This is a genomic window from Pseudomonas taetrolens (assembly GCF_900475285.1).
Lineage (GTDB): Bacteria > Pseudomonadota > Gammaproteobacteria > Pseudomonadales > Pseudomonadaceae > Aquipseudomonas > Aquipseudomonas taetrolens.
Genome location: NZ_LS483370.1, coordinates 3,858,597 through 3,877,377, shown reverse-complemented (window position 1 = coordinate 3,877,377; position 18,781 = coordinate 3,858,597). Strand labels below are relative to the sequence as shown.

Sequence of the window (18,781 nt, the reverse complement as noted above, 5' to 3'; positions counted from 1 at the left end):
CCATTGCATAAAGTGGCAGGCTGAGCAGCCTGCCACTGAAACGCTGTAACCCGTGGCTTACATCAAACGCTTGCGTTCGCTCGAAGGCGCGATTCCCAGGGATTCGCGATACTTGGCGACGGTGCGACGGGCGACCTGAATACCTTGTGCCTCCAGTAAACCAGCGATCTTGCTGTCACTCAACGGCTTTTTCTGATTTTCAGCGGCAACCAGTTTTTTGATGATGGCACGGATCGCGGTGGACGAGCATTCGCCGCCTTCGGAAGTGCTGACATGGCTGGAGAAAAAGTACTTCAACTCATAAATACCGCGCGGGGTATGCATGAATTTTTGTGTGGTAACCCGAGAGATCGTGGATTCGTGCATGCCTACGGCTTCGGCAATGTCATGCAGCACCAAAGGCTTCATGGCCTCGTCGCCGTACTCCAGGAAGCCGCGCTGATGTTCGACGATTTGGGTCGCCACTTTCATCAGGGTTTCGTTGCGGCTCTGCAGGCTTTTGATGAACCAGCGTGCTTCCTGTAGTTGATTGCGCATAAACGTGTTGTCGGCACTGGTGTCGGCACGGCGGACGAAACCGGCATATTGCGGGTTGACGCGCAAGCGTGGCACGGACTCCTGGTTGAGCTCCACCAGCCAGCGTTCGTTATCTTTGCGCACGATAACGTCAGGTACCACGTACTCGGCTTCGCTGGACTCGATTTGTGAGCCCGGGCGCGGATTAAGGCTTTGTACCAGCTCGATGACCTGGCGCAGCTCGTCTTCCTTGAGCTTCATGCGACGCATCAACTGGCTGTAGTCGCGAGCGCCGAGCAGGTCGATGTAGTCGGTGACCAGGCGCTTGGCTTCGTTCAGCCAAGGTGTTTTGGCAGGCAGCTGACGCAATTGCAGCAGCAGGCATTCGCCTAGGCTGCGTGCACCGATACCGGCGGGTTCGAATTGCTGGATGCGGTGCAGGACAGCTTCGATTTCATCGAGCTCGATGTCCAGCTCCGGGTCGAACGCTTCGAGGATTTCTTCGAGTGTTTCGTCGAGATAGCCCTGGTTGTTGATGCAGTCGATGAGCGTCACACCGATCAGTCGGTCAGTGTCGGACATCGGTACAAGGTTCAATTGCCACAGCAAGTGGCTCTGCAGGCTTTCACCGGCAGAGGTGCGGGTGGTGAAGTCCCACTCGTCATCGTCATTGCTTGGCAGGCTGCTGGCGCTGGTCTGATAAACGTCTTCCCAGGCGGTGTCGACAGGCAGCTCGTTGGGAATGCGGTCATTCCATTCGCCTTCCTCGAGGTTGTCCACGGTAGGGGCGGATTCCTGGTAGGAAGGCTCCTGAATATCGTTGTTGGGTTTTTGCTCGATGTTGTCGGCCATAGGGTCCGAATTGTCGAAGTCTTCGCCTTCTTCCTGGCGTTCGAGCATCGGATTGGATTCCAGGGCCTCCTGGATTTCCTGTTGCAGGTCCAGGGTCGACAATTGGAGCAGGCGTATGGCTTGTTGCAGCTGAGGTGTCATTGTCAGCTGCTGGCCCATTCTCAGGACTAGCGATGGTTTCATGGCAGGGGCTTTACACCTTATTCGCCGGCGCACATGGCGCCATCCACTACAAGGGCGCGGAAGCGCCAAACATAAGCAAATTATATGCCTGAAACCGCTGTGTTTGCCTAGGGGCGTTCTTAATTAGTTTCCGTTGCCCCGGGAAACGGCTGAGCGCTTGTGGAATAAAACGTCGTTGGATGTTTTATTTGTCAGCGCTCCAGGAGTTTCCACCATTCCTGCGATTACAGGCGGAACTCGTGACCGAGGTAAACTTCTCTCACCAATTCGTTGGCAAGAATCGTTTCAGCATCACCTTCAGCGATCAATTGACCGTCGTTGACGATATACGCAGTTTCGCAGATGTCGAGGGTTTCACGGACGTTGTGATCGGTGATCAGCACGCCAATACCCTTGGCCTTCAGATGATGGATGATTTGCTTGATGTCACCTACGGAAATGGGGTCAACGCCTGCAAAGGGTTCATCGAGCAGGATGAACTTGGGGGCAGTGGCCAGTGCGCGGGCAATTTCGACCCGGCGGCGTTCGCCCCCAGACAGGCTCATGCCCAGGTTTTCGCGGATGTGGTTGATGTGGAATTCCTGCAGCAGGCTTTCCAGTTCCTGGCGACGACCTGCCTTGTCCAGCTCCTTGCGCGTTTCGAGGATTGCCATGATGTTGTCGGCAACCGACAGCTTGCGAAAGATCGAAGCTTCCTGCGGCAAGTAACCGATACCGGCACGTGCGCGACCGTGCATGGGTTGATGGCTGACGTCGAGGTCGTCGATCAGCACGCGACCCTGATCGGCCTGGACCAGGCCGACAATCATGTAGAAACACGTGGTCTTGCCCGCACCGTTAGGACCGAGCAAGCCGACGATTTGCCCGCTGTCGATCGACAGGCTGACATCTCGTACCACCTGGCGGCTCTTGTAGCTTTTAGCCAAATGCTGGGCTTTCAGAGTTGCCATTACTGGGCCTTCTGTTGGTCGGTTTTTTTCTTCGGCTGGATCACCATGTCGATGCGCGGACGTGGAGCGGTGACGCTGCTGCCATTGGCGCGACCGGCATTGGCGACCTGTTTCACCGTGTCGTAGACGATTTTCTCGCCTTCGGTGGTGTTGCCGTCGTTAATGACCTTGGCCCTGTCGATCAGCACGATGCGGTTTTGCGGCGCATGGTACTGAATGGTCACGGCATACGCCTGAACCGGTTTGGGATCAGATTCTTTTTGCAGCTGCTCGAAGTAGGCAAGATTGCCCACCGACGTCACTACGTCAATTTCTCCCGCCGCGTTGCGGGTGATAGTGACGGTGTTGCCGGTGATTTTCATCGAGCCCTGAGTGATGATCACATCACCCTTGTAGGTAGCGACGCCTTGTTTGTCATCCAGCTGTGCTTCATTGGCCTGGATGCGGATAGGCTGTTCGTTATCGTTCGGCAGAGCCCAGGCGCTCGCGCTTCCCAGTGCTGCGCTCAGGCTGAGCAATAAAGGGAGGGTTTTAACGAGACTCATACTGTCCTCTTACGTTGGACAGCAGGTCCATCCTGCCGTCTTTCAAATATGCTTTCATTCCCTTGCCAGTTGTAACGCCGCCAGCGCCGTCGATTCTAACGGCTTGCTGGGTCTGCGCATATTGCTTCTGGGGGAATACAGTCATGCGGCTACTGGTAATAACCGTTGTGCGTTTTTTTTCGTCGGTCCGGGCGATGCGTACCGAGTCAATCAACTCAACCTCGCTGCCGTCCGGGTTGACTTCGCCGCGTTCGCTCTGGACGTGCCACGGGTACGCTGTACCGCGATACATCTGCAGGTCGGGCTTGGTCAGTAAAGAGACCTCTGAAGCCTTTACGTGTTCAACCTTGTCGGCGGTCATTTCGTACTGCAGTTTACCGTCCGGCAGGTACTGAAGGCTGCGGGCGTTCAGGGCGTAATAATCGATGGCAGATTCATCGACAGCCACTACAGGGGTGTCGAGAAAGCGTCCGGGGCTGATATTCCAATAGCCAACGGCTGCGAACAGCGCAGCAATGACTGCGAATAACAGGATGTTACGAATCTTTTTGCTCAGCATAGGAAGCTCTATAGGTAGGCGGCGTTGGCTGCGTCCAGGCGGCCTTGGGCGCGCAGGATCAGCTCGCAGAATTCGCGGGCGGCACCTTCACCGCCACGCGCCAGGGTCACGCCATGAGCATGTTCGCGAACGAAGCTGGCCGCATTGGCAACGGCCATTCCCAGACCGACACGACGGATAACCGGCAGGTCAGGCAAATCATCGCCCAGATAGGCGACCTGTTCATAGTTTAGGTTGAGTTGGCCGAGAAGCTCGTTCAATACGACCAATTTATCTTCCCGGCCCTGATACAGGTACGGGATGCCCAGATTCTGTGCGCGGCGTTCAACCACAGGGGTTTTACGGCCGCTGATAATCGCGGTTTGAACCCCGGCGGCCATCAGCATCTTTATGCCTTGGCCATCGAAGGTGCTGAAGGTTTTGAATTCGCTGCCATCTTCAAGGAAATAGAGACGCCCGTCGGTCAAGACGCCGTCAACGTCGAAAATGGCAAGCTTGATGCCTTTGCCGCGCTGGAGCAGGTCGAGGGTCATCACATGACTCCTGCGCGAAGTAAATCGTGCATGTTCAAGGCGCCGACCGGTCGCTCTTCCTTGTCGATAACCACCAGTGCGCTGATTTTATGGTCTTCCATGATCTTCAAGGCTTCAGCTGCCAGCATGTCGGCCCTGGCGGTTTTGCCGTGGGGTGTCATGACCGAGTCAATGGTTGCGTTGCGGATATCGATCTGACGGTCCAGTGTGCGGCGCAGGTCACCGTCGGTGAAGATTCCGGCCAGGCGGCCATCTTCATCAATGACGACGGTCATGCCGAGGCCCTTGTGGGTCATTTCCATCAACGCGTCTTTAAGTAATGTGCCACGTACTACCTGGGGGAGTTCTTCGCCACTGTGCATGACATTCTCGACTTTCAGCAGCAAGCGTCGGCCGAGAGCGCCGCCCGGGTGCGAGAAAGCGAAGTCTTCGGCAGTAAAGCCCCGGGCTTCAAGCAATGCAATCGCCAGGGCATCACCCAGTACCAATGCTGCGGTGGTCGAAGAGGTGGGGGCCAGGTTCAGCGGGCAAGCCTCTTGGGCCACGCGGGCATCGAGTTTGACATCGGCAGCCTTGGCCAGGGGTGAGTCCGGGTTGCCGGTCATGCAGATCAGCGGGATGCCCAAGCGTTTGATCAGGGGCAGCAGGGTGACGATTTCGGTGGTCGAGCCGGAGTTCGACAACGCGAGAATGATGTCACCGCGCGCAATCATGCCCATGTCGCCATGACTGGCTTCAGCGGGATGGACGAAAAAAGCCGTGGTGCCGGTGCTGGCCAGAGTGGCGGCAATTTTGCGTCCGATATGCCCGGATTTGCCCATGCCTACAACGACTACCCGGCCCTTGCTTGCCAAAATCATCTCGCAGGCGCGTACGAAATCAGCGTCGATATGAGGCAGCAAACCTTTTACGGCTTCCAGCTCGAGGCGGATGGTACGTTGGGCTGATTGAATCAGGTCGCTGGATTGGCTCATGTTCGAAGTCAGGTAGCCTGAGAAAAGGCAAAGATTATAGCGGTAATGTTGAATTCCCTCACGCTTGATCGCAGTGCTTTATTGCCTGTGCCTGCAAACGGGGGGCTTATGCCTGTTAATTCGTACTTATTTCGCTGTCTGGTATCTGTACGGGCACTCCTTCGGCCTTGGGCGGTCAGTATCAGCAGTGATATAGTTCGCCGCCAGTTCAGCCCGCTCAGGGAACGCATGCCTCCTGACAAGGGGTTTGGTGTCCGGGTGAGAGGCAGAGGCTGCATCGCAAGGAGTTTAGATGAGCGCCGATAACGCCTACGCGGTTGAGCTGAAGGGAGTGTCCTTCAAGCGCGGCACGCGCAGCATCTTCAATAATGTCGATATTCGAATTCCACGTGGCAAAGTCACGGGAATCATGGGGCCGTCCGGCTGCGGTAAAACCACACTATTGCGTCTGATGGGAATGCAACTGCGTCCCAGTAGCGGTGAAGTCTGGGTGAACGGTCAGAACCTGCCGGCCCTGTCACGCAGTGATCTTTTCGATGCCCGCAAACATATGGGCGTGTTGTTTCAGAGCGGAGCCCTGTTCACCGATCTCGACGTGTTCGAGAACGTGGCTTTTCCGCTGCGGGTTCACACCCAGCTGCCGGAAGAAATGATCCGTGACATCGTGCTGCTCAAGCTGCAAGCGGTCGGGCTGCGCGGTGCAATCGACCTGATGCCGGATGAGCTGTCCGGTGGCATGAAGCGTCGGGTAGCTTTGGCGCGAGCGATTGCGCTGGATCCGAAAATACTGATGTATGACGAGCCTTTCGTGGGGCAGGACCCTATCGCAATGGGTGTGCTGGTGCGACTGATTCGCCTGCTGAACGACGCCCTGGGAATTACCAGTATTGTGGTTTCACACGATTTGGCCGAAACAGCGAGTATTGCCGACTACTTATATGTTGTCGGAGATGGTCAGGTATTGGGGCAGGGCACGCCAGAAGAGCTGATGAATGCCGATAATCCGCGTATTCGTCAGTTCATGAACGGCGATCCGGATGGCCCGGTTCCGTTTCATTTTCCGGCGTCGGACTACCGAACCGATCTTCTGGGGAAGCGCTGATGCGCAAGCATTCAATAATGGACCGTATCGGGTTGTTCGGGCGGGCCGGGATCGACATTCTCGCCGTACTGGGCCGTTCGAGCATTTTCCTGTTTCACGCCCTGCTGGGGCGGGGAGGCATTGGGGGCGGGTTCGGGCTGTTGCTCAAACAGCTGCACTCCGTAGGTGTCATGTCGCTGGTGATTATCGTCGTGTCCGGCATCTTCATTGGCATGGTGCTGGCGCTGCAGGGGTTCAGCATCCTGTCCAGTTATGGTTCCGAGCAGGCAGTCGGGCAAATGGTTGCCCTGACGCTTTTACGTGAACTCGGGCCCGTAGTGACTGCGCTGCTGTTTGCCGGTCGGGCCGGTTCTGCATTGACTGCAGAAATCGGCAACATGAAGTCGACCGAGCAGCTGTCCAGCCTGGAAATGATTGGTGTTGACCCGCTCAAGTACATCGTCGCGCCACGGTTGTGGGCAGGGTTCATTTCCTTGCCGCTGCTGGCGATGATTTTCAGCGTGGTCGGGATCTGGGGCGGCTCATGGGTGGCGGTGGACTGGCTCGGTGTCTACGACGGTTCGTACTGGGCCAACATGCAAAACAGCGTGACCTTCAGTGGTGACGTATTGAACGGGATCATCAAAAGCATCGTATTTGCTTTTGTGGTGACCTGGATTGCCGTGTTCCAAGGTTATGACTGTGAACCCACTTCCGAGGGGATCAGCCGTGCCACTACCAAGACCGTGGTGTATGCCTCATTGGCAGTCCTCGGGCTGGACTTTATTTTGACCGCCTTGATGTTTGGAGATTTCTGATGCAAAACCGCACCATGGAAATCGGTGTCGGCCTGTTCCTGCTGGCTGGCATCCTGGCTTTGCTGTTGCTCGCCCTGCGAGTCAGCGGATTGTCCCCGGCTACCAGCACCGACACGTACAAGCTGTACGCCTATTTCGACAATATTGCCGGTCTGACCGTTCGCGCCAAGGTCACGATGGCCGGTGTGACGATCGGCAAGGTCACGGCAATTGACCTGGACCGTGACAACTTCACTGCCCGTGTCACCTTGCAGCTGGAAAAACGCGTGGATAACCTGCCGACCGATTCGACAGCGTCTATCCTCACGGCGGGCCTGTTGGGCGAGAAGTACATCGGTATCAGCGTGGGCGGAGAGGACGATTTGCTCAAGAATGGTGGCACCATTCACGACACTCAATCGTCGCTGGTCCTTGAAGACCTGATCGGCAAGTTCCTGCTTAATACTGTTAGCAAAGACGCCAAATAAGGAGTGTTCAGATGATTTCTCTCTTGCGCCGTGGTCTGTTGGTGATTCTGGCTGCAACCCTGCCTCTGGCGGCCAATGCTGCGCCAGGGCAGTCTGCCCATGACATCGTTTCAGACACAACGACCCGATTGCTGGCCGACCTGGCTGCCAATAAAGAGCAGTACAAGCAGAGCCCAAGCCAGTTCTACGATGCCTTGAACACTATCGTCGGTCCCGTGGTGGACGTTGACGGCATTTCAAAAAGCATCATGACCGTCAAATATTCGCGCAATGCCTCACCTGCGCAGATGCAGCGTTTTCAAGAGAACTTCAAGCGCAGCCTGATGCAGTTCTATGGCAATGCCTTGCTTGAATTCAATAACAAGGGCATCACTGTGTCGCCGGCCAAAGATGAAAGTGGCGATCGCACCAGTGTCGACATGCAGGTCACAGGTAATGGCGGCGCTATTTACCCGCTCTCCTACACCTTGAACAAGGTTAACGGCGAGTGGAAAGTGCGTAACGTGATTATCAATGGCATCAATATCGGCAAACTGTTCCGTGACCAGTTCGCCGATGCCATGCAGCGCAATGGCAACAACCTGGATAAAACCATCGACAACTGGGCAGGTGAAGTCGCCAAGGCCAAGCAAGTGACCGATGAAGCAGCTCCCAAGGCTGCCAACCAATGAGTGAAGCGGCTGTAACACTGGCTGGCGAGAGCGAGTTGCGCCTGAGTGGCGTGATTGATTATCAGACGGGCCCACGCTTGCGCGCTGAGGGCCAGGCCCTGATCAAGAAAGCCCTGGCCAAAGCCCTGGTGGTGGATTGCTCGGCGGTCGAAAAATCCAGCAGCGTCGGTTTGTCGCTGTTGTTGTGTTACATCCGTGATGCACAAGCCCTGAACAAGCCGTTGAGCATTCGAGCCATGCCCGAAGACCTGCGTGAAATCGCGCAGGTGTCGGGCTTGACTGAATTGCTGGCAGATCATTAATAGCCATCTATGGAAGGCCCCCCGTCAGAGTCCTGTTATGCGGGGTTCGCAGGCGCGGGGCTTTTTTGTATGATGGCCGACCCGCGCGCGTTGGCGCCGATTGAGGTTGAGCATGCAGGCCGTAGAAGTGAAGAGCTTTCTTGAGGGAAAGTTGCCTGGAACCCAGGTAGAAGTTGAGGGCGAAGGCTGCAACTTTCAGCTGAACGTGATTAGTGACGAACTGGTGGCCTTGAGCCCGGTCAAGCGTCAACAAAGCATCTATGCCCATTTGAACCCCTGGATCGCTGATGGCAGCATCCATGCGGTCACTATGAAATTCTTCAGCAGCGCGGCCTGGGCCGAGCGCACCTGAGCCCCCTGAGCCCATTGGCGTCGAGATTGTTATGGATAAATTGATTATTACCGGCGGTGTTCGTCTTGATGGCGAAATCCGTATTTCCGGGGCGAAGAACTCGGCCTTGCCGATTCTGGCTGCAACCCTGCTGTGCGATGGCGCAGTGACCGTAGCCAACCTGCCGCACCTGCACGACATCACGACGATGATCGAGCTGTTCGGTCGCATGGGTATTGAACCCGTGATCGATGAAAAACTCAGCGTTGAGATCGATCCGCGCACTATCAAGACTCTGATCGCACCCTACGAGCTGGTTAAGACCATGCGTGCGTCGATCCTGGTACTGGGTCCGATGGTTGCGCGCTTCGGCTACGCTGAAGTTGCACTGCCAGGCGGTTGCGCCATTGGTTCGCGCCCGGTTGACCTGCACATCCGTGGCCTTGAAGCCATGGGTGCGGTGATCGACGTGGAAGGCGGCTACATCAAGGCCAAGGCGCCGGAAGGCGGTTTGCGCGGTGCCAGCTTCTTCTTCGATACCGTCAGCGTAACCGGTACTGAAAACATCATGATGGCCGCGGCCCTGGCCAAAGGCCGCAGCGTGCTGCAAAACGCAGCGCGTGAACCTGAAGTCGTCGACCTGGCCAACTTCCTGAACGCCATGGGCGCCAACGTCAGCGGCGCGGGTACAGATACCATCACCATTGAAGGTGTTGAGCGTCTGCACCCGGCGCTTTACCGTGTGATGCCTGACCGTATCGAAACCGGCACCTACCTGGTGGCAGCTGCCGTGACCGGCGGCCGTGTGAAGGTCAAGGACACTGACCCGACGATTCTCGAAGCCGTACTTGAGAAGCTCAAGGAAGCAGGCGCCGAGATCACCACCGGCGAAGACTGGATCGAACTGGACATGCACGGCAAGCGTCCCAAGGCCGTGAACGTGCGTACGGCTCCGTACCCGGCGTTCCCGACGGACATGCAGGCGCAGTTCATCTCGCTTAACGCCATTGCCGAAGGCACCGGTGCCGTGATCGAGACCATCTTTGAAAACCGCTTCATGCACGTGTATGAATTGCACCGCATGGGCGCCAAGATCCAGGTCGAAGGCAATACTGCCATCGTGACCGGTACCGAAACACTCAAGGGTGCGCCAGTGATGGCAACCGACCTGCGTGCTTCGGCCAGCCTGGTGATTTCGGCGCTGGTTGCTGAAGGCGACACCCTGATCGATCGCATTTACCACATAGACCGTGGTTACGAATGCATCGAAGAAAAACTGCAAATGCTGGGTGCAAAAATTCGCCGCGTTCCGGGCTAGTTTTTGCAGTCTGGCTGTATGGGCACAGGGATCGTGTCCAGCCGCCAGGTGACGTAATGGCTTGCAAGCTTTACCTTACCTGGCCTCGAATCGTTCAAGTCGAGCCTGATTATCAGGCTCGATGTTTGTCCGGCGCCGATTGCGTCCGGGCATAAGTACCCTGATAAGGACTTACGTTTCCCATGCTGACCATTGCACTGTCCAAGGGCCGTATCCTTGACGATACTTTGCCGCTTCTGGCTGAAGCGGGCATTGTGCCGACAGAGAATCCGGACAAAAGCCGCAAGCTGATTATTCCGACCACCCAGCCTGACGTACGCCTGCTGATCGTGCGTGCCACTGACGTGCCGACCTATGTCGAGCATGGTGCGGCAGACCTCGGTGTGGCGGGTAAAGACGTGCTGATGGAATACGGTGGCCAGGGCCTTTACGAGCCTCTGGATCTCCAGATTGCCCAGTGCAAACTGATGACTGCCGGCGCTATCGGTGCCGTCGAGCCTAAAGGCCGTCTGCGAGTGGCTACCAAGTTCGTCAACGTTGCCAAGCGTTACTACGCCGAGCAAGGTCGTCAGGTCGATATCATCAAGCTGTATGGCTCGATGGAGCTGGCCCCGCTGATCGGCCTGGCCGACAAAATCATCGACGTCGTCGACACTGGCAACACCTTGCGTGCCAATGGCCTGGAACCTCAGGACTTCATTGCCGCCATCAGCTCCCGTCTGGTGGTTAACAAGGCTTCGATGAAAATGCAGCACGCCCGTATTCAAGCTCTGATCGACACCCTGCGCAAAGCAGTGGAGTCGCGACACCGCGGCTGACTCACCTGCGCGACCCCGGGTCGCGCCCATCTATCCGTGTAATAGCCAGAAATCTCAGGTACCCGCGCGGATGGCTTGGTAGTCTTGCGGTGCCTGATCTGTGCAATATCAAGCTGTATAAATTCTAAGCATTCGCCAATTACCGAGGCCCTCGCTATGACCGCTCCCACTGCAATTCGCCGACTCAACGCTGCTGACCCGGACTTCGCGCAGCATCTGGATCATTTGCTGAGCTGGGAAAGTGTGTCTGACGACTCGGTCAACCAGCGCGTGCTGGACATCATCAAGGCAGTACGCGAGCGTGGGGACGCAGCTTTGGTGGAGTTCACCCAGCGTTTTGACGGGCTGGCAGTGACGTCCATGGCCGACCTGATCCTGCCGCGCGAGCGTCTGGAGCTGGCACTGACCCGCATCACCGTACCTCAGCGTGAAGCTCTGGAAAAAGCCGCACAGCGCGTACGCAGCTATCACGAAAAACAGAAACAGGATTCCTGGAGCTACACCGAGGCCGATGGCACGGTGTTGGGCCAAAAAGTCACCCCGCTGGATCGTGCGGGGCTATATGTGCCAGGCGGCAAGGCGTCGTACCCGTCTTCGGTGTTGATGAACGCGATTCCGGCCAAGGTCGCAGGCGTCCCTGAAGTGGTCATGGTGGTGCCGACCCCGCGGGGCGAACTCAACGAGCTGGTGCTGGCGGCGGCCTGCATTGCCGGTGTTGACCGGGTGTTCACCATTGGCGGCGCACAGGCTGTCGCCGCCCTGGCCTATGGCACCGAAAGCGTACCCAAGGTCGACAAGGTCGTGGGGCCGGGCAATATTTATGTGGCCACTGCCAAGCGCCATGTATTTGGCCAGGTTGGCATCGACATGATCGCCGGACCTTCGGAAATTCTGGTGGTCTGCGATGGCCTGACCGATCCGGACTGGATCGCCATGGACTTGTTCTCTCAGGCCGAGCACGACGAAGACGCGCAAGCGATTCTGGTCAGCCCGGATGCCGAGTTCCTCGACAAGGTAGAAGCCAGCATTGCCAGGCTGCTGCCCACCATGGAGCGGGCTGACATCATCAATACCTCGATCAATGGCCGTGGCGCGTTGATTCTGGTGAATGACATGCAGCAGGCGATCGACGTCGCCAACCGTATCGCACCCGAGCACCTGGAGTTGTCCGTGGCCGACCCGCAAGCCTGGTTGCCGCAGATCCGCCATGCCGGTGCGATCTTCATGGGCCGTCACACCAGCGAGGCGTTGGGTGATTATTGCGCGGGCCCGAACCACGTCCTGCCGACTTCGGGCACCGCACGATTCTCCTCACCGCTGGGGGTGTACGACTTCCAGAAGCGCTCCTCGATCATTTTCTGCTCGGAGCAGGGCGCCTCCGACCTGGGTAAAACGGCTTCGATTCTTGCGCGTGGCGAATCCCTGACCGGCCACGCCCGCAGTGCCGAGTACCGGATCATCGCCGACACCGAACAGGGGCAATAAGCATGAGTAAATTCTGGAGTCCTTTCGTTAAGCAACTGGTGCCTTACGTGCCGGGTGAACAACCGAAGCTGGCGAAGCTGGTGAAGCTCAATACCAACGAAAACCCTTATGGGCCTTCGCCTAAAGCGCTGTCAGCGATGCAGGCCGAGCTTAACGACAACCTGCGTTTGTACCCGGACCCGAACAGCGACCTGCTCAAGCAGGCGGTGGCTGAGTATTACGGGGTGCAGACCAATCAGGTGTTTCTGGGCAATGGCTCTGACGAAGTGCTGGCCCATGTTTTCAATGGTCTGTTCCAGCACGACAAGCCGCTGCTGTTTCCGGACATCAGCTACAGCTTCTATCCGGTTTACTGCGGCTTGTATGGCATAGCGTTCGATGCCGTGCCGCTGGACGAACAGTTTCAGATCCAGCCTGGCGATTACGCCAAAGCCAACGGCGGGATCATCTTCCCCAACCCCAATGCGCCGACCGGTTGCCTGCTGGCACTGGACGCCATTGAGCGCATGCTCAAGGCCAGCCCGGATTCCGTGGTAGTGGTGGATGAAGCCTATATCGACTTTGGCGGTGAAACGGCCATCAGTCTGGTAGATCGCTACCCGAACCTGCTGGTTACCCAAACCCTGTCCAAATCGCGCTCGCTGGCCGGTTTGCGTGTCGGGTTGGCGGTGGGCCATCCTGACCTGATCGAAGCGCTTGAGCGAATCAAGAACAGCTTCAACTCCTATCCGCTGGATCGTTTGGCGATTGCAGGTGCGGCCGCTGCTTTTGAAGACCGTGAATACTTCGAACGTACCTGCAAGGCGGTGATCGACAGTCGCGAGCAGGTGGTAGGGCAGTTGCAGGGATTGGGGTTTGAGGTGCTGCCCTCGGCGGCCAACTTCATCTTCGCCCGTCACCCCGAGCATGATGCGGCGGCGCTGGCGGCAAAGCTGCGTGATCAGGGGGTGATCGTGCGTCACTTCAAGCAACTGCGCATCGACCAGTTCCTGCGCATCACCATCGGCACGCCGGAGCAGAATGCGGCGTTGATTGATGGGTTGTCCGGCCTTTAATCGCGGCCGGGAACCGTTGAAGGCTGCGACTTTTCAGGTCGAAAGATCGCAGCCTTCGGCAGTACCGGCGAGTGGGTGCTTCAGTCTTCTTTCTGCGGTGGTTGCTCTTGCGGCGGCCGCAGGCCGATTTCAGCTGTGAGCTTGGTTTCCTTGCCGTTACGCATGACCAGGATCGACACTTCGTCCGAAGGTTTGATGCGTGCCACCTGATTCATCGAGCGACGCCCGTCGCTGGCCGGTACGCCATCAATACTCAGGATCACATCGCCCAACTGCAGGCCGGCTTTTTGTGCCGGGCCGTCACGGAAAATCCCCGCTACCACAATGCCCGGGCGTCCGCTCAGGCCAAACGACTCGGCCAGATCCGGGGTCAGCGGCTGTACTTCAATCCCCAGCCAGCCTCGAATCACTTGCCCGTGCTCGATAATCGACTTCATGACTTCCATGGCCAGGTTGATCGGGATCGCAAACCCAATACCTTGTGAGCCGCCTGACTTGGAAAAGATGGCCGTATTGATGCCGGTCAGGTTGCCATTGGCATCCACCAGAGCACCCCCCGAGTTTCCAGGGTTGATCGCGGCATCGGTCTGGATGAAGTCTTCGTAGTTGTTCAGGCCCAACTGGTTGCGCCCGGTCGCACTGATGATGCCCATGGTCGTGGTTTGGCCCACGCCGAACGGGTTACCGATCGCTAGGGCAACGTCGCCGATGCGCAGGGTATCCGAGCGCCCAATGGTGATGGCGGGCAGCTTTTTCAGGTCGATCTTGAGCACGGCCAGATCGGTTTCGGGATCGCTGCCGATGACTCTCGCCAGGGTTTCACGACCGTCCTTGAGCGCAACGACAATCTGGTCGGCACCCATGGTCACGTGGTTATTGGTCAGCAGGTAGCCCTCGGGGCTCATGATCACTGCGGAACCCAGGCTGGACTCCATACGCTTTTGCTTGGGAGCGTTGTTGCCGAAGTAATGCCGGAACTGCGGGTCTTCAAACAGCGGCTTGGCGTTTTTGTTCACCACCTTGGTGGTGTACAGGTTTGCCACTGCCGGCGCGGCGCGGGTGACAGCGTCAGCGTAGGTCACCGGCCCTTGTTGCATGAAGCTGGTTTTCGGGGCTTGTTGCAGATTAACGTCCAGGCTCGGTAGCCCGACCCATTGCGGATAACGCTGAATAATCAGCATGGCGATCAGTACGCCAGCCAGCAATGGCCAGCCAAAAAAACGCAAAGCCTTAAACATTGAACTCTATCCTGAAGGTTGCAGAGCCATCCTTACGGCCCATAATGGCGGCCATTATACGAGGGCCGACAGGCTCTGAACGCTATATTTAGGAGTCTTTTATGGCTGTGGCCCTGAGCACGCTGGTAGAAGAAGCAAATCGTTACCTGAACTGCGCTGCAATCAGCGATTACTGCCCCAATGGCTTGCAGGTCGAAGGACGGCCTCAGGTGTTGCGTATCGTCAGCGGTGTGACCGCCAGCCAGGCATTGCTCGATGCCGCGGTGGAGGTCAACGCGGATTTGATCCTGGTGCACCACGGCTATTTCTGGAAGGGCGAAGATCCTTGCATCACCGGGATGAAGCAGCGCCGCCTGAAAACCTTGCTCAAGCACGATATCAGCTTGCTGGCTTATCACTTGCCGCTCGACTTGCACCCGGACGTGGGTAACAACGTGCAGTTGGCAAAGCAATTGGACATCACCGTCGAAGGCCCGTTGGACCCGAGTAACGCCAAAGTGGTGGGGTTGGTCGGTTCATTGGCTGAACCGGTCACCGCCCGTGATTTTTCCCGGCGGGTACAGGAAGCGCTGGGGCGTGAGCCTTTGTTGATTGAAGGCAGTGCGATGATTCGTCGTGTGGGCTGGTGCACGGGCGGGGGGCAGGGCTATATCGATCAGGCTGTACTGGCGGGGGTCGACCTGTACCTGAGCGGTGAAGCCTCGGAGCAGACCTTCCACAGCGCCCGGGAAAACGACATCAGCTTTATCGCCGCGGGGCACCACGCCACTGAGCGTTTCGGCGTGCAGGCATTGGGCGATTACCTGGCCCGTCGCTTCGCCCTCGAACATCTGTTCATCGACTGTCCGAACCCGATTTAAATCGATGCACAGTAGCCGCTGCCGCTGGCTGCGATAAGGTCCGCAGGACCTTAAACACAGGGTCGCTGCGCAACCCGTCGCAGTCTGCGGCAGCGGCTACAGGCGTGGGGTCCTCCCAAACTCTGCGATCTATTCTTAGACCGTTTCGATCTAGTTGGTGGCATCTATATAAGAGACCGCTGTGCTAGGATTCTCCGCTCGAACACGGCCCGCAGGCCGTTCATAAGATAGCTTTCGTGAGTAGCCATGGTCGACAAACTGACGCACCTGAAACAGCTGGAGGCGGAAAGCATCCACATCATCCGCGAGGTGGCCGCCGAGTTCGATAACCCGGTGATGCTGTACTCGATCGGTAAAGACTCCGCCGTCATGCTGCACCTTGCACGCAAGGCTTTTTTCCCGGGCAAGCTGCCGTTTCCGGTCATGCATGTCGATACCCAGTGGAAATTCCAGGAGATGTACAGCTTTCGCGACAAGATGGTTGCCGAGCTGGGCCTGGACCTGATCACTCACGTCAACCCGGATGGCGTGGCGCAAGGGATCAACCCGTTCACCCACGGCAGTGCCAAACACACCGACATCATGAAGACCGAGGGCCTCAAGCAGGCTCTGGACAAATACGGTTTTGATGCCGCCTTCGGTGGTGCCCGTCGCGATGAAGAGAAATCCCGTGCCAAAGAGCGCGTGTACTCGTTCCGCGACAGCAAGCACCGCTGGGACCCGAAAAACCAGCGCCCAGAATTGTGGAACGTGTACAACGGCAACGTGAACAAGGGCGAATCGATCCGCGTGTTCCCGCTGTCGAACTGGACCGAGCTCGATATCTGGCAATACATCTACCTTGAAGGTATCCCGATTGTGCCGCTGTACTTCGCAGCCGAGCGTGATGTCATCGAGAAGAACGGCGCGCTGATCATGATCGACGACGAGCGTATCCTTGAGCACCTGTCTGACGAAGACAAGGCTCGAATCGTCAAGAAAAAGGTCCGCTTCCGCACTCTTGGTTGCTACCCGCTGACTGGCGCGGTGGAGTCTGAGGCTGAAACCCTGACAGACATCATCCAGGAAATGCTCCTGACGCGAACTTCCGAGCGCCAGGGCCGAGTCATCGATCACGATGGCGCAGGCTCGATGGAAGATAAAAAACGTCAGGGTTATTTCTAAGGGGTTGTCATGTCGCACCAATCTGATTTGATCAGCGAGGACATCCTCGCTTACCTGGGCCAGCACGAGCGCAAGGAAATGTTGCGCTTCCTGACCTGCGGCAACGTCGACGACGGCAAGAGCACCCTGATCGGGCGCCTGCTGCACGACTCCAAGATGATCTACGAAGACCATCTGGAAGCCATTACCCGCGACTCGAAAAAGAGCGGCACCACGGGCGATGATATCGACCTGGCGTTGCTGGTGGACGGTCTGCAAGCCGAGCGCGAGCAGGGCATCACCATTGACGTGGCGTACCGCTACTTCTCGACGGCCAAGCGCAAGTTCATCATTGCCGATACCCCGGGCCATGAGCAGTACACCCGTAACATGGCCACCGGTGCTTCGACCTGTGACCTGGCGATCATTTTGGTCGACGCCCGTTACGGTGTGCAGACCCAGACCCGTCGTCACAGCTTTATTGCGTCGTTGCTGGGCATCAAGCACATCGTTGTGGCCATCAACAAGATGGACCTCAAGGGCTTTGACGAAGGTGTATTCGAGTCGATCAAGGCCGACTACCTGCAGTTCGCCGAAGGCCTGGAGATGAAACCGACCAGCCTGCACTTTGTGCCGATGTCTGCCCTAAAGGGCGACAACGTGGTGAACAAGAGCGAGCGTTCGCCGTGGTACACCGGTCAGTCGCTGATGGAAATTCTCGAAACCGTAGAAGTGGCAGCCGATCGCAACCTGACCGATCTGCGTTTCCCGGTGCAGTACGTGAACCGTCCTAACCTGAACTTCCGTGGTTTTGCCGGTACGTTGGCCAGCGGCATTGTGCACAAGGGCGATGAAATCGTTGTGCTGCCGTCGGGCAAGAGCAGCCGCGTCAAGTCCATCGTCACGTTTGAAGGCGAGCTGGAACATGCAGGTCCAGGTCAGGCCGTTACGCTGACCATGGAAGACGAAATCGACATCTCCCGTGGCGACCTGTTGGTGCATGCCGACAACCTGCCGCTGGTGACTGACAACTTCGAAGCCATGCTGGTATGGATGGCTGAAGAGCCGATGCTGCCGGGTAAGAAGTACGACATCAAGCGTGCGACCAGCTACGTACCGGGCTCGATTGCCAGCATCGTCAACAAAGTCGATGTGAACACTCTGGAGGAAGGACCGGCGAGCGCCTTGCAGCTGAACGAGATCGGCAAGGTCAAGATCAGCCTCGACGCGCCGATTGCCCTGGACGGTTACACCAGCAACCGCACCACCGGTTCGTTCATTATTATCGACCGCCTGACCAATGGCACCGTGGGCGCCGGCATGATCGTCGCTCAAGCTTTGAGCCATGGCAGCGCGACACATCATGGTAAGCTGGCCCACGTGGCCACTGAAGAGCGTGCCCAGCGCTTTGGCCAGCAACCGGCGACCGTGCTGTTCAGCGGCCTGTCGGGTGCAGGTAAAAGCACCCTGGCGTACGCGGTCGAGCGCAAGCTGTTTGACATGGGCCGTGCGGTGTTCGTCCTCGATGGCCAGAACCTGCGCCACGACCTGAATAAAGGTTTGCCGCAGGACCGTGCCGGTCGCACCGAGAACTGGCGTCGTGCCGCGCACGTGGCGCGTCAGTTCAACGAAGCCGGCCTGCTGACCCTGGCCGCGTTCGTGGCTCCGGATGCAGAAGGCCGCCAGCAGGCCAAGGCGTTGATCGGCAGTGACCGCCTGTTGACGGTCTATGTGCAGGCCTCGCCGGCCGTATGTGCCGAGCGTGATCCGCAAGGTCTGTACGCGGCGGGTGGCGACAACATCCCGGGCGAGTCCTTCCCTTATGACGTACCGTTGAATGCCGACCTGGTGGTTGACACTCAATCGTTGTCACTGGAAGACAGCGTGAAGTTGGTGCTGGACCTGTTGCGCCAGCGCGGCGCGATCTAGCCGCACTGAAAAAAAAGCCCGCCCCCGGGAAATCGGTGGCGGGCTTTTTGTTACAGGTCACGGCACTTTGCAGACGCGCTTGCTCGCAATGCCCCCGGTGAGTCTGAGACACCAAGGTGATTCTCGCGCGGGCAAGCGCGCTCCTGCAGAGGT

The 18,781-nt window shown here is 57.6% G+C and carries 20 protein-coding genes; 13 read left to right on the top strand and 7 right to left on the bottom strand.

Annotated elements, in window-relative coordinates:
• Positions 1-57: 57 nt before the first annotated feature.
• The 6 genes from DQN55_RS17985 to DQN55_RS17960 all read right to left on the bottom strand — a co-directional run bounded on the left by DQN55_RS17985 (position 58) and on the right by DQN55_RS17960 (position 5,112).
• The gene (locus tag DQN55_RS17985; RefSeq protein WP_048378566.1) at positions 58-1,551 is read right to left on the bottom strand and encodes an RNA polymerase factor sigma-54; all 1,494 of its coding nucleotides are present in this window, start codon (positions 1,549-1,551) and stop codon (positions 58-60) included.
• A 224-nt stretch (positions 1,552-1,775) separates the two neighbouring features.
• Positions 1,776-2,501 carry an LPS export ABC transporter ATP-binding protein gene (gene lptB, locus DQN55_RS17980; RefSeq protein ID WP_048378567.1) on the bottom strand — a complete coding sequence of 242 codons (726 nt, stop codon included), beginning with the start codon at positions 2,499-2,501 and terminating at the stop codon, positions 1,776-1,778.
• Positions 2,501-3,046, bottom strand: a complete 546-nt coding sequence (gene lptA / locus DQN55_RS17975) for a lipopolysaccharide transport periplasmic protein LptA (RefSeq protein ID WP_048378568.1) — start codon at positions 3,044-3,046, stop codon at positions 2,501-2,503. The genes lptB and lptA overlap by 1 nt, the downstream gene beginning before the upstream one ends.
• Complete coding sequence (lptC, locus tag DQN55_RS17970; RefSeq protein WP_048378569.1) at positions 3,033-3,605, bottom strand: LPS export ABC transporter periplasmic protein LptC; 573 nt, start codon at positions 3,603-3,605, stop codon at positions 3,033-3,035. The genes lptA and lptC overlap by 14 nt, the downstream gene beginning before the upstream one ends.
• Positions 3,606-3,613: 8 nt before the next feature.
• Positions 3,614-4,138, bottom strand: coding sequence for a KdsC family phosphatase (locus tag DQN55_RS17965; protein ID WP_048378570.1), 525 nt, complete (start codon positions 4,136-4,138; stop codon positions 3,614-3,616).
• Positions 4,138-5,112, bottom strand: coding sequence for a KpsF/GutQ family sugar-phosphate isomerase (locus DQN55_RS17960; RefSeq protein ID WP_048378571.1), 975 nt, complete (start codon positions 5,110-5,112; stop codon positions 4,138-4,140). Before DQN55_RS17960 ends, DQN55_RS17965 begins: the two co-directional genes overlap by 1 nt.
• Positions 5,113-5,404: 292 nt before the next feature.
• Here DQN55_RS17960 and DQN55_RS17955 point away from each other — a divergent pair, with 292 nt between their 5' ends.
• From DQN55_RS17955 to hisC, 10 genes are all read left to right on the top strand, one after another.
• Positions 5,405-6,214, top strand: coding sequence for an ATP-binding cassette domain-containing protein (locus DQN55_RS17955; RefSeq protein WP_048378572.1), 810 nt, complete (start codon positions 5,405-5,407; stop codon positions 6,212-6,214).
• Entirely contained in the window at positions 6,214-7,011 is a 798-nt protein-coding gene (mlaE, locus tag DQN55_RS17950) for a lipid asymmetry maintenance ABC transporter permease subunit MlaE (RefSeq protein ID WP_048378573.1), read from the top strand. Before DQN55_RS17955 ends, mlaE begins: the two co-directional genes overlap by 1 nt.
• Complete coding sequence (gene mlaD / locus DQN55_RS17945; protein WP_048378574.1) at positions 7,011-7,478, top strand: outer membrane lipid asymmetry maintenance protein MlaD; 468 nt, start codon at positions 7,011-7,013, stop codon at positions 7,476-7,478. The genes mlaE and mlaD overlap by 1 nt, the downstream gene beginning before the upstream one ends.
• 11 nt (positions 7,479-7,489) lie before the next feature.
• Positions 7,490-8,149 (top strand): MlaC/ttg2D family ABC transporter substrate-binding protein, encoded by a 660-nt coding sequence (locus DQN55_RS17940; protein WP_048378575.1) that lies wholly within the window; start codon positions 7,490-7,492, stop codon positions 8,147-8,149.
• The gene (locus DQN55_RS17935) at positions 8,146-8,451 is read left to right on the top strand and encodes an STAS domain-containing protein (protein ID WP_048378576.1); all 306 of its coding nucleotides are present in this window, start codon (positions 8,146-8,148) and stop codon (positions 8,449-8,451) included. Before DQN55_RS17940 ends, DQN55_RS17935 begins: the two co-directional genes overlap by 4 nt.
• 112 nt (positions 8,452-8,563) lie before the next feature.
• The gene (locus DQN55_RS17930; protein WP_003439919.1) at positions 8,564-8,803 is read left to right on the top strand and encodes a BolA family protein; all 240 of its coding nucleotides are present in this window, start codon (positions 8,564-8,566) and stop codon (positions 8,801-8,803) included.
• A 31-nt stretch (positions 8,804-8,834) separates the two neighbouring features.
• Positions 8,835-10,100 carry a UDP-N-acetylglucosamine 1-carboxyvinyltransferase gene (gene murA, locus DQN55_RS17925; protein ID WP_048378577.1) on the top strand — a complete coding sequence of 422 codons (1,266 nt, stop codon included), beginning with the start codon at positions 8,835-8,837 and terminating at the stop codon, positions 10,098-10,100.
• Positions 10,101-10,282: 182 nt separating this feature from the next.
• The gene (gene hisG / locus DQN55_RS17920; RefSeq protein WP_048378578.1) at positions 10,283-10,918 is read left to right on the top strand and encodes an ATP phosphoribosyltransferase; all 636 of its coding nucleotides are present in this window, start codon (positions 10,283-10,285) and stop codon (positions 10,916-10,918) included.
• Positions 10,919-11,074: 156 nt separating this feature from the next.
• On the top strand, positions 11,075-12,403 hold the full coding sequence (gene hisD, locus DQN55_RS17915; protein ID WP_048378579.1) for a histidinol dehydrogenase: 1,329 nt from the start codon (positions 11,075-11,077) through the stop codon (positions 12,401-12,403).
• 2 nt (positions 12,404-12,405) lie between these two features.
• A complete protein-coding gene (hisC, locus tag DQN55_RS17910) occupies positions 12,406-13,458 on the top strand; it encodes a histidinol-phosphate transaminase (protein WP_048378580.1) in 1,053 nt (350 codons plus the stop codon).
• A gap of 80 nt (positions 13,459-13,538) precedes the next feature.
• On the opposite strand, the gene algW is transcribed toward hisC, so the two are convergent.
• On the bottom strand, positions 13,539-14,696 hold the full coding sequence (gene algW / locus DQN55_RS17905; protein WP_048378581.1) for a Do family serine endopeptidase AlgW: 1,158 nt from the start codon (positions 14,694-14,696) through the stop codon (positions 13,539-13,541).
• Positions 14,697-14,797: 101 nt separating this feature from the next.
• Here algW and DQN55_RS17900 point away from each other — a divergent pair, with 101 nt between their 5' ends.
• From DQN55_RS17900 to cysN, 3 genes are all read left to right on the top strand, one after another.
• The gene (locus DQN55_RS17900; protein WP_048378582.1) at positions 14,798-15,556 is read left to right on the top strand and encodes a Nif3-like dinuclear metal center hexameric protein; all 759 of its coding nucleotides are present in this window, start codon (positions 14,798-14,800) and stop codon (positions 15,554-15,556) included.
• A gap of 246 nt (positions 15,557-15,802) precedes the next feature.
• On the top strand, positions 15,803-16,720 hold the full coding sequence (gene cysD, locus DQN55_RS17895) for a sulfate adenylyltransferase subunit CysD (protein ID WP_048378583.1): 918 nt from the start codon (positions 15,803-15,805) through the stop codon (positions 16,718-16,720).
• Positions 16,721-16,729: 9 nt separating this feature from the next.
• A complete protein-coding gene (gene cysN, locus DQN55_RS17890) occupies positions 16,730-18,628 on the top strand; it encodes a sulfate adenylyltransferase subunit CysN (RefSeq protein ID WP_048378584.1) in 1,899 nt (632 codons plus the stop codon).
• The last annotated feature ends 153 nt before the right edge of the window (positions 18,629-18,781 follow it).

What these genes read in the sequence shown, in the direction of transcription:
- DQN55_RS17940 (WP_048378575.1), top strand. Translation starts at nt 7,490, where the DNA reads ATGATTTCTCTCTTGCGCCGTGGTCTGTTGGTGATTCTGGCTGCAACC.
- cysN (WP_048378584.1), top strand. Translation starts at nt 16,730, where the DNA reads ATGTCGCACCAATCTGATTTGATCAGCGAGGACATCCTCGCTTACCTG.
- DQN55_RS17965 (WP_048378570.1), bottom strand. Translation starts at nt 4,138, where the DNA reads ATGACCCTCGACCTGCTCCAGCGCGGCAAAGGCATCAAGCTTGCCATT.
- DQN55_RS17935 (WP_048378576.1), top strand. Translation starts at nt 8,146, where the DNA reads ATGAGTGAAGCGGCTGTAACACTGGCTGGCGAGAGCGAGTTGCGCCTG.
- DQN55_RS17960 (WP_048378571.1), bottom strand. Translation starts at nt 5,112, where the DNA reads ATGAGCCAATCCAGCGACCTGATTCAATCAGCCCAACGTACCATCCGC.
- mlaD (WP_048378574.1), top strand. Translation starts at nt 7,011, where the DNA reads ATGCAAAACCGCACCATGGAAATCGGTGTCGGCCTGTTCCTGCTGGCT.
- hisC (WP_048378580.1), top strand. Translation starts at nt 12,406, where the DNA reads ATGAGTAAATTCTGGAGTCCTTTCGTTAAGCAACTGGTGCCTTACGTG.
- hisG (WP_048378578.1), top strand. Translation starts at nt 10,283, where the DNA reads ATGCTGACCATTGCACTGTCCAAGGGCCGTATCCTTGACGATACTTTG.
- hisD (WP_048378579.1), top strand. Translation starts at nt 11,075, where the DNA reads ATGACCGCTCCCACTGCAATTCGCCGACTCAACGCTGCTGACCCGGAC.
- DQN55_RS17930 (WP_003439919.1), top strand. Translation starts at nt 8,564, where the DNA reads ATGCAGGCCGTAGAAGTGAAGAGCTTTCTTGAGGGAAAGTTGCCTGGA.
- mlaE (WP_048378573.1), top strand. Translation starts at nt 6,214, where the DNA reads ATGCGCAAGCATTCAATAATGGACCGTATCGGGTTGTTCGGGCGGGCC.
- cysD (WP_048378583.1), top strand. Translation starts at nt 15,803, where the DNA reads ATGGTCGACAAACTGACGCACCTGAAACAGCTGGAGGCGGAAAGCATC.
- murA (WP_048378577.1), top strand. Translation starts at nt 8,835, where the DNA reads ATGGATAAATTGATTATTACCGGCGGTGTTCGTCTTGATGGCGAAATC.
- DQN55_RS17900 (WP_048378582.1), top strand. Translation starts at nt 14,798, where the DNA reads ATGGCTGTGGCCCTGAGCACGCTGGTAGAAGAAGCAAATCGTTACCTG.
- lptA (WP_048378568.1), bottom strand. Translation starts at nt 3,046, where the DNA reads ATGAGTCTCGTTAAAACCCTCCCTTTATTGCTCAGCCTGAGCGCAGCA.
- DQN55_RS17955 (WP_048378572.1), top strand. Translation starts at nt 5,405, where the DNA reads ATGAGCGCCGATAACGCCTACGCGGTTGAGCTGAAGGGAGTGTCCTTC.
- DQN55_RS17985 (WP_048378566.1), bottom strand. Translation starts at nt 1,551, where the DNA reads ATGAAACCATCGCTAGTCCTGAGAATGGGCCAGCAGCTGACAATGACA.
- algW (WP_048378581.1), bottom strand. Translation starts at nt 14,696, where the DNA reads ATGTTTAAGGCTTTGCGTTTTTTTGGCTGGCCATTGCTGGCTGGCGTA.
- lptC (WP_048378569.1), bottom strand. Translation starts at nt 3,605, where the DNA reads ATGCTGAGCAAAAAGATTCGTAACATCCTGTTATTCGCAGTCATTGCT.
- lptB (WP_048378567.1), bottom strand. Translation starts at nt 2,501, where the DNA reads ATGGCAACTCTGAAAGCCCAGCATTTGGCTAAAAGCTACAAGAGCCGC.